Origin of the sequence: Paenibacillus sp. AN1007 (assembly GCF_040702995.1) — a bacterium.
Classification (GTDB): Bacteria; Bacillota; Bacilli; order Paenibacillales; family Paenibacillaceae; genus Paenibacillus.
In genome coordinates, this window is sequence record NZ_CP159992.1 from 3,544,028 (window position 1) to 3,556,878 (window position 12,851).

11 protein-coding genes are annotated in these 12,851 nt (G+C 46.4%); all 11 read right to left on the reverse strand.

Annotated features, from left to right (window positions below):
• Window positions 1–34: 34 nt before the first annotated feature.
• A complete protein-coding gene (locus tag ABXS70_RS15655; RefSeq protein ID WP_342555371.1) occupies window positions 35–1,120 on the reverse strand; it encodes an arabinogalactan endo-1,4-beta-galactosidase in 1,086 nt (361 codons plus the stop codon).
• Window positions 1,121–1,153: 33 nt separating this feature from the next.
• Window positions 1,154–2,032 (reverse strand): carbohydrate ABC transporter permease, encoded by an 879-nt coding sequence (locus ABXS70_RS15660; RefSeq protein ID WP_342555370.1) that lies wholly within the window; start codon window positions 2,030–2,032, stop codon window positions 1,154–1,156.
• A gap of 29 nt (window positions 2,033–2,061) precedes the next feature.
• Window positions 2,062–2,952, reverse strand: a complete 891-nt coding sequence (locus ABXS70_RS15665) for an ABC transporter permease subunit (protein WP_342555369.1) — start codon at window positions 2,950–2,952, stop codon at window positions 2,062–2,064.
• A gap of 282 nt (window positions 2,953–3,234) precedes the next feature.
• Window positions 3,235–4,926: an extracellular solute-binding protein gene (locus ABXS70_RS15670; RefSeq protein ID WP_342555368.1), complete on the reverse strand. Its 1,692-nt coding sequence runs from the start codon at window positions 4,924–4,926 to the stop codon at window positions 3,235–3,237.
• Between the two features lie 123 nt (window positions 4,927–5,049).
• On the reverse strand, window positions 5,050–6,678 hold the full coding sequence (locus ABXS70_RS15675) for a response regulator (RefSeq protein ID WP_366289034.1): 1,629 nt from the start codon (window positions 6,676–6,678) through the stop codon (window positions 5,050–5,052).
• 66 nt (window positions 6,679–6,744) lie between these two features.
• Window positions 6,745–8,499, reverse strand: a complete 1,755-nt coding sequence (locus tag ABXS70_RS15680) for a histidine kinase (RefSeq protein ID WP_342555366.1) — start codon at window positions 8,497–8,499, stop codon at window positions 6,745–6,747.
• Between the two features lie 332 nt (window positions 8,500–8,831).
• Window positions 8,832–9,530, reverse strand: coding sequence for a hypothetical protein (locus ABXS70_RS15685; protein WP_342555365.1), 699 nt, complete (start codon window positions 9,528–9,530; stop codon window positions 8,832–8,834).
• A gap of 131 nt (window positions 9,531–9,661) precedes the next feature.
• Window positions 9,662–10,441 (reverse strand): ABC transporter substrate-binding protein, encoded by a 780-nt coding sequence (locus ABXS70_RS15690; RefSeq protein ID WP_366289038.1) that lies wholly within the window; start codon window positions 10,439–10,441, stop codon window positions 9,662–9,664.
• Window positions 10,442–10,467: 26 nt separating this feature from the next.
• Window positions 10,468–10,770 (reverse strand): hypothetical protein, encoded by a 303-nt coding sequence (locus tag ABXS70_RS15695; RefSeq protein ID WP_366289041.1) that lies wholly within the window; start codon window positions 10,768–10,770, stop codon window positions 10,468–10,470.
• A 129-nt stretch (window positions 10,771–10,899) separates the two neighbouring features.
• A complete protein-coding gene (locus tag ABXS70_RS15700; RefSeq protein ID WP_342555363.1) occupies window positions 10,900–11,808 on the reverse strand; it encodes a carbohydrate ABC transporter permease in 909 nt (302 codons plus the stop codon).
• 17 nt (window positions 11,809–11,825) lie between these two features.
• Window positions 11,826–12,812, reverse strand: a complete 987-nt coding sequence (locus tag ABXS70_RS15705; RefSeq protein ID WP_342555362.1) for an ABC transporter permease subunit — start codon at window positions 12,810–12,812, stop codon at window positions 11,826–11,828.
• Between the last annotated feature and the right edge of the window lie 39 nt (window positions 12,813–12,851).

The window sequence follows — 12,851 nt, forward strand, 5'->3', positions numbered from 1 at the left end:
CTGTTGAATTCCATTTATTTGTTTCATTCATTATTTATACGTATGTCTTGTTGTCCAGCTCTTGTACGGAAGCTAAGGCTTTAAATGACTCCAGCTTGCGTCCTTTAAAATCAAACATCGTCAGGTTACCCCAGTTATTCGGGTGTCCTACAGACCATTCTTCTTTACTCGGAATCCACGCAGGCTCCCAGTAATAGAAACCATGTCCCAGATCGCCGGGAACTTCACGAATAATCTGCAGCATATCCTTCAGGTACTTCGTCTGTCCTTCCACTGTTGCAGGATATCCTGGCAGCAGCATATCCTCCTGATTCATAATCCACTCGATACCTTCGGGCTGCTCCAGCGTCCATGGGTATGCCGTTTCCACCACATTGATCGGTTTGCCGTAGCGTTTGGCCAGATCATTCAGATTGTCACGCAGGGCGTCCAGTGTTCCATGCCACCAAGGGTAATAAGAAAGACCAATCACGTCAAACTCGACGCCAAGCGCTTCAAAGCGATCATAAAATTTACGACTTTCGACATTGTCACCGCCGCGATCAATATGAATCATAATCTGAATGGAAGGATCAACCGACTTGACTGCCGCAATGCCATACTTCACAAGTCCGGCAAAACGCTGCCACTGCTCGTCCGTATCATGCTCTTCACCGCCGACACGACCCTCGTCCCATAACATACCTGGTGTAATCTCATTCCCGACCTGAACCATATCCGGCAGCGCATCGTGTTCTTTCAGTGTTCGAAGTACGTCTGCGGTATATGTGCATACGGCCAGTTTGAGCTGTTCATAGGACAGATTCTCCCAAGCTTTTGGTTTCCACTGATTAGCCGGATCGGCCCAGCGGTCAGAGTAATGGAAATCGAGCAGGAACTGCAATCCCTGTGCCTTGATTCGTTTCGCCACTTCTACGGTGCGCTCCAGATTACAGTATCCGCCGACAGGATCATTCCAGATGCGAAGACGGATGGCGTTGGTATCATTCAGTTTGAGAATGGTGAGCAGATCTTCTTCCCTGCCGTCTGCATCACGATATGTTCCCCCATGCTGTTCAATCTCGTCCATAAATGAAACATCCATGCCAAGAATGAATGGTTGTTTGGTTGATTGATTCAAAAATATCAGCCTCCAGTTATTAGGGATTCAGGCTCAGCCTTTAACTGAGCCCAGTGTCATACCTTTTACAAAGAAGCGCTGCAGGAATGGATACACAATGAGGATCGGTGCACTTCCGATAAAGATTTGGGCTGCACGTACCGTCGTTTGCGAGATCGTTGCCACTTCCTGCGGATTCATCGCCATCGTACTCATGTCACGTTTGATAATAACCGTCTGCATGAACGTTGCAAGTGGATAATCCTTCGCATTGTTCATATACAGCAGTCCGTCAAACCAGGAATTCCAGTGGAACACCATGCTGAACAGTGCAATGGTTGCAATGGAAGGCATGGAGATTGGCAGGAAAATGCTGAACAGCGTTCTGAAGTGGTTAGCTCCGTCAATCAATGCCGCTTCCTCCAGCTCTTTCGGAATACCGCGGAAGAAGTTCAGCATCAGGATGACCAGGAACGTGTTGACTGCACCTGGAAGTACCAGCACCCAGAAGGAATCCATCAGACCGATCTTCTGAATGACCATGTAGAATGGAACCAAACCGCCGTTGAAAATCATGCTGAATACGAAAATCCAGGAATACACGGTTCTGCCTTTGAATTCACTGTTTTCCTTGGACAGCGGATATGCCGCCAGGAAAGTAATAAGAAGCGTAATGCCTGTACCAATGACGGTACGCAGCAGTGAAATCCAGAGTGAGTTCAAGAAGATCGGATTGTTCATCGTTTTTTTGTAAGCTTCAAGGGAGAAACCTACCGGCCAGAGACTGACCAGATTGGCATCGGCTGCAGCTTTATTACTGAACGATACAGCCAGGACGTGAATCATCGGTACAATACACATGATGGCAATCAGAATGAGAAAACTGATATTGATGACGTTAAATATGCGGTATGATGGTGATTTATGATACATCGTAGTCCCTTCCTTCTCTGTTCATTCGGTTAGAATATGCGGTATCCGGCGTATTTTTTGGCCAGGCTGTACGATACGAGGATCAGGACCATACTGATGACGGATTTGAATAATCCGATTGCGGTTGCAAAGCCCATCTCTCCATTTTCCAGCGCCGAGCGATATACGAATGTATCAATGATGTCTCCCGTTTGATATACGAGCGGGTTGTACAAGTTGAAAATCTGGTCGAATCCGGCATTCAGTACGTTACCCAGAGCCAGCGTTCCCACAACCATCAACATAGGTACAAGCGACGGAATCGTAATATGAAGCGTTTGCTTCCAGCGGTTGGCTCCATCAATCTCTGCAGCTTCATACAATGCCGGGTTAATGCCAGCAAGAGCTGCCAGGAAAACAATCATGTTATAGCCGAATTCCTTCCACACATCCGTCACAATGATCGTCTGTCGGAACAAGCTGTTATCCCCAAGGAAGAAGTAAGGTCCAAGGCCAAAAGTACCGAGCACCCGATTCACCAGACCTCCTGTTGAGAGCAGATCAAGCAAAATTCCGCCCAAGATAACCCAAGACAAGAAGTGAGGCAGATATACCAGTGTCTGGATCGTGCGCTGAATCGCCATCTTGCGAACCTCATTGAGCAGGATCGCAAACACAAACGGGACGAACAGATTAAAAATCAGTTTGAGCACAGCAATGATCAGGGTGTTCCAGATGACCTGCAGGCTGTCCTCACGTTCGAATAAATATCTAAAGTTATCAAGCCCGACCCAATCCGAGCCGCTGATGCCAAGCCATGGTTTATAGTCCTGGAATGCCATAACGATTCCGCCCATAGGCACATAACTGAAAATAATCAGGAAAATGATGGCTGGCAACAGCATTACGTGGAATGGCCAAGTTCGTTTTAAAGTTCTCATGATTGCTCCCCCTGTAATTCTTCCTACTCAAGTACTCCCTGAGCGGCTTATAAGCAAATTATATCAACCTTCCCGCACCTCCAAACAGCGCATAAAAGCAATATAAATGGCACAAAAGCAACTACTTTGAACATGCATTGGAAAGAGGCACACTCAGGGCATTCAAGCCGCTGTTCACTGCATTTTTTTTTCATTCTGTAACGTTAGAAAACACAAAAAACGCACAGACTTGTATCGTCTATGCGTCTCTCTTGCTTTACCCTTTTCACTTGCGTAAATCGATTATTTTTTCACGCCGTCATACCACTCGTTCACTTCCTGAGTGATCTGATCGCCGCCGCCGGATTTCCATGTTTGAACAAATGTATCAAACGCATCGACCGGACTCTTGCCATAGATAATTTCATTAAACGTTTGGTTCTCGATTTTGTTGAGATAATCCAGCTTGGATTTCATCGTTTTGGTCGTAGGACCTGTGAACATGTTTTTGAAAGAGATATCTTTCTGTTCAAGCAGCACTTTCGCTGCGGCAGGTGTCTCTTTACCATAATTCGCGGCAACATCTTTTTCCAGCTTGGTTTCTGGCTCTTTGCCATTGGCCAGATTCAGCAAGGCTTTCATCTGTGCGTCCGGAATACGGGCGCCATCACGCACAAGCAAATAACGTACTACGTTGACATACCCGCCCTCAATGTCTTCATACCGTTTTTGTTTTCCGTTTGCATCTAATTCATAGTCATAGCCTTCAAACAGACCGTTATCATATTCACTTCCTGGTTTCGGATCTGCATAATTATCAAACAGATAGTTTTGATACGTAAAGAATGCTTCTGGATGTTCCATGTCTTTCTTGATCAAAGTAACACCATTGACAAATGCTGTACCATGGCGCATCGCTTTACCATCAGGGCCACCCGGGATCTCAATCGGTTTCCAAACTGCACCTGGGACATTTTTCACCGTATCGTTCAGCGGCCATCCGCTCATCCAGTATGGACCTGGAATAATGCCGGCTGTACCTGCAACTGCTGGCTCAGCCGTTTTGTTTTCATCCCACAGTGCTGCTTCTTGTGGAATATAACCTTTGGTCAGCCATTCATTCAGCTTGCTCAAACCTTGTTTCATACCAGGATTGATGGAACCATACTCCAGCTTGCCGTCTTCACCTACGTTCCATTGCTGCGGTAAGGCACCATATGCGCCAAAGATCCACGATGGATCTCCCATCCATGTGTTCATGGATTTCTTGAAACCAATGCTGAGTGGTGTGACCTTGTCTGGAGCCAATCCATCCGGATTTTTATTTTTGAACGCTTCCATTACGGCTTCGAGCTCGTCAATGGTTTTAGGTGCTTTCAGATTCAGCTTGTCCAGCCAGTCCTGACGAATCCAGAGCAAATAATCGTTGTTGTACGCGTAATCCAGTACCGGAATACCCATTCTTTTGCCGTCACGGCTGTATTGATTCCAGACTTCAGGATCCTGCTCCATCGCTTTTTTCCATGTGTCTGAAGCATATTTGTCGAACAACGGTCCTACTTCCTGATACATGCCAGAGTCAATCAAGTCTTGAGCTACGAGATTGTCTGGTTGACCAATCGTAACGATGTCAGGCATTTCCTGACCGGAGGACATGGCCAAACGAATTTTGGTTGCAAATGCACTGTTTGTATCGGTAACAGACCAAAGGGATTTGATATCAATACCGAATTTGTCCTTCGCCCATTTGGTAGCGACGTTATTTTCCATAGATTCGCCATTTTTAAATTTCAGTTCCGGGTCAATCCCCCATGCTGTTGTAATCGTTACTGCCGGATCATACTTTTCCTTGTATTCATTTTGGGACCCGGATGCACTTGGTTCGGCACCCTCTTTGCTCCCACTACCTCCTGAACATCCTGCAAGAACGACGGTCAGACAGAGCGTCGTAGCGAGAAGCGACAAGAATCTCTTTTTCGTCGATTGCGCTCTCATGTTGTTCCCCCTTAAATCGTTTTGGTTACCCTTTCATTATAGGCCTGTCTGACACATCAGCCTATGATACGAAATCAAGATTTCTGCACCTTTACCAACCTAAATACTCGAATCATGCTGCATTTATGTCTGATCCCGGAATTCATTCGGTGTCATACCATAATGTTTTTTGAACATTTTGCTAAAATATTGCGGATTTTGATACCCCAGTTCGCTCGTAATCTCGTATATTTTTTTATTGGTATGTTTGAGCAGATACAGTGCGCGCTCCATACGCATGCGAATCATATAGTCTCCCAGACCTTCTCCGGTCTCTGCTTTATAAATTTTAGACAGATACACCGGATGTAAATAAACTTTGTCTGCAATCATCTTTACGGAAAGGTCCTGCCCTGTGTCCCGGGTTACAAGTTCCTGCACCTGTTTGATTACATGTCTGCGACTTTGTACCCCCTCCTGATCCGACTGTTCCTCCTGCAGCTTCGCCAGCATGTCCATCGCCCAGCGCCGCAGCTTCACCGGAGATTGAATCAGCTGATGCGCCAGCACCAGATCGAAACCCGCATGATCAATCTCATGCACCAGATGTCCTTGTTTGTGAGCGATATACATAAAAGCATTCGTAACTGACAAGTACATTTCATACGCATGCTCTCTGGACAAACATACCTTCTCCACCCCGTCAAAGACTGTATTCAACTTCAGTGCCGCGGCATCCCACTGTTTGGTCTCCAGTAATTGAGGTAAAACAGGTGGTTTATACAGCTCCTCAAGTGCACGTGCAGCATCATTATCGGGGCGTTTGCCGAGGGTCTGCTCCATATCGATGTATAGAATCTGGTGTTCGCCCGGTCCAGATAGAACAAGAGATCCCAGACTTTTACGATACACGGTAGTCAGGTCGCTGAATGGAAACGGAGGTGTAATCACCATGGACAGATCACCTTGCAGAAAACGGACCACATGCTCGCGGAATGTCTCTGCAGCACCTTTTAAAGTGACATGATCCATACGGGAGCCTTCAGCTGGCTCCTGATTTTGCAGAAACATAACGAGACAATCATGTGGTCCACGGCCGAACCAGACATTGTAATGCTCTCCGAGCACTTCCTCTGCAATATTGCCCACAGCAAAATCCATCAAATCCAGTGACTGCTGATCCATTCCCGAGAATCGTCCCGCCAGACGAATCAGCATCATCGCAGCTGGCCGTTCAGGTTCCATATGAAGCTCATACTCCTTCAACTGCTCCCGAAGAGCTTTAGGCGTTATCTCCCGGCCAAGCAGTACATCATGCATCAGAATCTCCCGCAAAATTTTGTAATCGGACTTACGGCTGTACAAGAGCCGATGATACTTGTCAAACTCATCCCATTCATCACGCACGGAGGTAATCGCCGCAGATACGGAACTCATAAACTCATCATCGTTAACCGGCTTCAAAATATAATCCGCTGCATGCAGCTGAATCGCTTTTTTGGCATAATCAAAGTCACTGTGCCCGGTCAGTAAAATACATCGCACGTGCGGCCAGCGCCGATTCACCTCGGCAATCAGATCAAGGCCTGTCATTCCAGGCATACGAATATCTGTCACAACAATATCAACCGCATTCTCCTCCATAATTGCCAGAGCTTCCTTACCCGATGCAGCTCGCAGTACAGTGGATACTCCAAGTTCCCCCCAAGGAATCGTTAGCTCTAGGCTTTCCGTTACATACGTTTCATCATCAACAAGCAGGATATCGATCAATTGAATCCCTCCCCATTTCCGCTTCGTAAAATTAAATTCTGCATGTACACAGGAACTTACATATGATTACTTTTCTTGTTCCGCAGAGCGCTCCTCTTCTACCGGCCACGACAGAACTACACGAACTCCGCCCAGTTCCGATTCGGTAATGTGAATGCCGCCCTTCTCCCCGTACTTCAGCTGAAGTCTCTGATTCACGTTCCACAATCCGCAGCCCATCTCCTGATCCATCGAACCTGTAAGTTTGATCATCAGCGCTTCACGTGCCGCTTGTGTCATCCCTTGACCATCATTTTCAACAATCAGAAGCATTTGTCCATCCCGTTTCTCCCCGGACACTCTGATCTCCCCAGCTTCTGCGTCCGCTTCGATTCCATGGATGACCGCATTTTCAACCAAAGGCTGTACGATCAGCGGCGGCACTTCAATGTGCAGCATCTCCTCTGGCAGATCAAGCGTATAATGGATACGCTCCATGCGCATTCGCTGAATCTCCAAATAGTTGGTTACAAATTCGATCTCCTCGGATAAAGGAACCAGATCCCGCTCCTGCCTTGTTGTATATCTGTAGTACCTTGACAGATTGTGGGACATAGCCACAACGGCATCCACTCGCTTCAACTTCGCCATACTCGTAATGAACGAGAAACAGTTATAGAAGAAATGCGGGTTAATCTGTGACTGCAGCTGCTTTAACCGGGCTTCCCGAACATGAATCTGCTCCAGATATACGTGCTCAAACAACTGCTGAATTTTTTCCACCATGGAATTGAAGCGCTCGGACAGGAAGCTGAACTCATTGCGCCCTTTCGGCTGAATTCGTACCGAGTAATCCTCCTGCTTCAACCGCTGGAAACCGCGAATCAACTGTTTTACAGGCACCTGAACCTGCACATATAACAGATACGCAGCAACACAGCTCATCAGCAGCAGACAGATCATGGCTGAATAAAACAGGATATTCGACTGATGGATCGGTTTCAGGATATCCGACAGCGGCATGTAATCTACGAGATACCAGCCGGTTGTACTGGATTTCACGGAATTGACCATGTATGGCTCTCCGTCGATGTTTACCGTGCGGTTTTCTACGTCCTGCAATTTACGGCTGGATAATTCTTTAATCAGTTGATCTGTCAAAGAATGGTCTGATGTCCGATTGTAAATCACACCTGTTTCTTCACGAAAATAGAACGGGTCATGCCTGCCGTCCCCTTTAAATTTATCCAGCATATCCCGGATATTATCACTGTCAAACTCAAGCTTGATAATCGTTTCCGCATTTTCGGCAGGGTTCTCGATTCCATACGGAGATACCGTAATCCAGCTGAACATAAAACGTTCCTGCTGCCTATCCTTGACTTTGTGAACATCCCAGCCTGAAATGATATTTTGTTTTAACGCCTGCTTGTCATACGTGCGGGCATCCCGTTCCGAGATCACTCTGCCCAGTGATGGGGAATACAGATATAACTTGGTTTCCCAATTGGATGAGCTTTCTTGAATACTCAGCTTATTCTGAATTCGTTTGACCAGATTGATCGCATCCAGATCGAAATAGCTGCTCTCCGCGAATATGCGCCGGAAGCTGGCAATATCGGGGTCATGGATCAGCAGATTGGGCCATGAGGATAACAGCTCGATATGGGTATTGACCTGGTTTTGAAAGAACTCAAGCTGATTACTGTTTGAACGGTTAAGCTCGGCCCGCAGTACAGCTGTTGTTTTATGATTAGAGTACCAGTATAGGAGCACTACGGGAATCAGCATGATTAGAATTAAAATGACCATTTTGGAAAACAGATTTGTCCGGTATGACATGGAAGTTCATCTCGCTTCATCTAGATTTTGTCGTGACATTAATTGTAGTCATGCCAGCTGTAAATACAATCTATTTCTTGAACATGAGCTGCACTGCCCACTTAGATGCTTTAAAAAGTCAGAACTCCCCACTATTTATCGTAAGCGTGATCAACGCTGCGGAAAAGGAGATAATAGCAAGTTTTCAGCACTAAATTCAACTTCTGCGCATGAAAAAAGCCGGGGGCAGCCGGCTCTGTTCGTATATACCAATTTGACCATTCATTGTTTCTTCCTACAGATGATTCACGATACTGCTCTATGTACTTGAATCTAAAGTCTGTATCCGCCTACTATGGAATATCATAATCAAATACGGTATTGGTTCCATCCACCGCCACATCAAGTACGATATCATTCAGATTCCCACTAACCTGCAGCGGACAAGCTGCCATACCGGAAAATTCAAGTTTTCCTGTGAATGTCTTCCGGGGTTCAATCCGGATCGGTATCGCCTGCAGCTCAACCGACTGTAAGGATGCAGAAAGCGGATCATCCTGTTTACGATAACTTCCGGCCAAATCAGGCTTAACCATGGCGGCGACCGCCGAACTGCTGTAATTTTTCAGCGTCAGTTTACAGGTTGCCAGTGCTTGTCCATTCGATGAAACATCGTAAGTACACGAGCTGTCATTCTGCATATAAGATATACTGCTCATGCCCGTAGATCCCCATTTCACCACGTACATCAGCTTGTCTGTCATATAAGAATAACTGAATATGATGATCAGAACAGCAATCCATAACGTTCTTGCCATAAGCGGGAACTTGTGCATCATCTCCTTGCGTGTAAGGTAATATCCACAGGCCAGCATGCCAAGTCCAAAGTAGATCGTGATATGTACACCGCTTAAATAGGATGTTGTATACGGCGAAATGCCAATGGATAACAGCAGCGAATCGCCTACTGAAAAACCGAGATGATGTTTAAAGGTAAAGATGATCGCAAACAGCAGTAAAGTCCCAGAGAATGCAAGTCTGATTCTCCTCACGCAAACACCTCCTAATCAGCCACCTGATTATATCATATTTTTCCTATTTTTGATTTACAATCCAAACACAAAAAAAAGACGTTACCGTTTTAACGGTAACGTCCTTTATGATCTAATGAATGCAGTCCATGTTATTTTTTCGCCAGGAATGCATCCAGCTGCTCCTGTTTGGCCGCGATAATTTTATCGATGCCTGCTGCTTTTAATTTTTCCAGATATTTCGGAATCATTTCATTCGGGTCAACAGCACCCGAGGTCATCCCCGGCTTGAACTGTTTATTGACGTTATTTACAGCCGCAATTTCATTTTTAACCGACTGGCTGTTGAAGGTGAAACCAAGGGCAGGCGATTTCACGCCTTTGGCATTAAACTCTTTGAACTTCTCCCATTTCTGCGGATCTTCGTTATCCCACAGATAGTTCAGGAACTGGTTACCGAGCTGCCACTGTGCACCCGGATTGTAGGTACGGCTGTTGGCATCGACACCATCAGGCAGTTTGATGATATTATCCTGTCCTTCAACCTTCACATAGTGTTTACCCTCAATACCAAAGTTCAGCAGATTGTTGATCTCTTTGTCAGAGTGAAGCAGATTAATGACCTGCATCGCTTTTTCTGGCTGTTCAGAAGAACGGGAGATCGCAAGCATTGCACCCGATGCATCTCCTGTTGTAATCGTTGGACTGGTCATCTCAATTTGCGTGAGTGGGTGTCCTACATACCCTTCTTCTTCCTTGTCTTTACCTGGCTTCATACCATCGGTCCACATAAAGGCTTTTCCGGCTTTCGCCTGGTCTTTCGGGAATACGTTGGATGTTGCTGCATCACTGTTAATATAACCTGCTTGATACCATTTACGCGCAAGCTCGGCCGCTTCTTTGAATTCCGGTGTTTCCACTTCATTCAGCACGGTTGTCTCACCTGCTGTCTTAGAGATCACACCCGGTACAGAGGCATCACCGAGCCCCAGTCCACCGCATTGATTTTGATCGTGGCTCCAATCTTGGGCTCCATCTTTTTGTTAATCTCCGCTTCCACAAGTGCAACATCCTTCTGAGGTGTGCCCGGGTAGAATAAGGAAACCTCGTAAGGTTTTTCAGTATTGCCTGCATTCGGTGTACTGCCTTCGGCCCCCGGCGATGCTGTGCCCCCCTTGTCGGACGAACAGCCAGCAAGTACCAGAGCTAATGTCATGGCTGCCGCTGTCATACGTGACCATACCTTTAACGATTGAACCAATTGAACCCCTCCTGTTCATATGATGGACCCTTTACCGTTTAACCCCAATTCCAAATAAACGGTAAGCATTTCTATATATGCCCTTTCGTCTACCTCGGGTTGACCTTCCCCGCTCCCTAACCGGCTGGGTTATCCCTTCACAGCACCTACGGTCAGACCTTTGATGAAGTAACGCTGGAAGAATGGATATGCCAGTACGATTGGACCTATACCGACGACGGCCATCGCCATCTGCAGCGTTTTGTTCGGCAGATTAAGAATTCCGCCCTGTGACGAGATCTGTGAAGAAACGTTGGAGTTGGTTGTTAAATATTGAATATCGAGCAGCGTCCGGTACATAAGGTACTGAAGGCTGATCGTCCGGTTATCGGAAATAAAAATCATACTAAGATACCAGTCATTCCAATAGTTCAGCGTACTAAACAGGGCGACGGTTGCCATAACAGGCAGCGAAAGCGGTAATACAATCCGCAAAAACGTTTTCAACTCACCTGCTCCATCAATGCGTGCCGATTCCAGAATGGATACCGGAATAGAGTTGGCAAAGAAGGTACGCATGACCAGTACGAAGAACGGTGATAACAGCAGTGGTAATATAAGGGCAAAAATCGAGTTTTTCAAATCCAGCACGTTGACATAGACCAGATACCAGGGAACAAGTCCCCCGTTAAACAGCATCGTGAAGAAGATGAAAAAAGCGAACCAGCCGCGGTACGGCAAATCTCTCCGCGAAAGCGGATAGGCATAGAGCGCGGTCAGCGCAACACTCGTGATTGTACCTACGACAGTAACAATGATTGAGATTCCATACGAGTGAATGATCTGATCCATATCTTTGAACAGGAATTCATAGGCCGTGAGGCTGAATTTCTCCGGGATCAGCTTGTAACCATTCGCAATAACGGTTGTCTCGTCCGAGAAAGAGATGGCGAAGACCAGTATGATTGGCACGATACAGGCAATGGCGTAGAAGAGAAACATAAAGTGAATAACACCAGCGGAACGCCGGGATACAGCTAAGGGGTCACGTGTTTTCAAAACTGACTTGCCTCCTCTCAAAATAATGCATTATCTTTGTCAATCCGTCTGACGATGGTATTGGACACCAGCACCAGTACGAAGCCGACAATCGCTTGGTATAGACCTGCTGCAGATGACATCCCGATATCTCCACCGATAAGGAATGTTCGATATACATACGTATCAAGTACGTTGGTTACAGGGAACAGCGCGCCTGATTCCAGCGGGACCTGATAGAACAAGCTGAAGTCTGCATAGAAAATACGACCAATCTGTAGCAGTGTCATAATGACAATCAGCGGAATCAGAAACGGAATCGTAATAAAACGAATCTGATGCCACTTCGATGCACCATCCAGCACAGCTGCCTCATAGTACTCTTCGTCAATGCCCACAACAGCGGCCAGATAAATGACGGCATAATAACCGATATTTTTCCATGTATTCACGAGCGGCAGGATGTACGGCCAATACTTCGGTTCAGAGTACCAGTCAATTGGCTGACCTCCGAACATTTGCAGAATCGTTGAGTTCATAAATCCCGAATCCTTACCGAGGAAAGCGAGTACAAGATAACTAACTACGATCATCGATAAAAAATAAGGCAGGAGCATCAGCGACTGATACAGTTTGGACATCGCTTTGTTTTTGACTTCGTTGAGCAGAATAGCGAGACCCACACCGACAAGCAGATTGAGTGCAATAAACACGGTGTTGTATGCAAGCGTGTTTCGTGTAATCTCCCATGCATCGCTGGTGGAGAACAGGTACTTAAAGTTGTCCCACCCACTCCACGGGCTTCCCCATATTCCGTCCGCGTAGTTTACATTTTTGAATGCGATCAGAACGCCGAACATCGGCATATAATTGTTTACCAGCAGAAACAGAATGCCTGGCAGAAACATCAGGTAAAGCACCTTGTATTTGCCAAGATTGTGCAGCACGGACTTGCGTTTTCGAATTGTGCCTTCCGGTATCTCCGATATTCGTACGCCCTTACCCGCTTGGGGTTGTGTCTTCATAACGTGTTCTCCCTCACTCCTCTTGAATTCTTCCTCAGG

What these genes read in the sequence shown, in the direction of transcription:
- ABXS70_RS15665 (WP_342555369.1), bottom strand. Translation starts at nt 2,952, where the DNA reads ATGAGAACTTTAAAACGAACTTGGCCATTCCACGTAATGCTGTTGCCA.
- ABXS70_RS15680 (WP_342555366.1), bottom strand. Translation starts at nt 8,499, where the DNA reads ATGTCATACCGGACAAATCTGTTTTCCAAAATGGTCATTTTAATTCTA.
- ABXS70_RS15660 (WP_342555370.1), bottom strand. Translation starts at nt 2,032, where the DNA reads ATGTATCATAAATCACCATCATACCGCATATTTAACGTCATCAATATC.
- ABXS70_RS15705 (WP_342555362.1), bottom strand. Translation starts at nt 12,812, where the DNA reads ATGAAGACACAACCCCAAGCGGGTAAGGGCGTACGAATATCGGAGATA.
- ABXS70_RS15670 (WP_342555368.1), bottom strand. Translation starts at nt 4,926, where the DNA reads ATGAGAGCGCAATCGACGAAAAAGAGATTCTTGTCGCTTCTCGCTACG.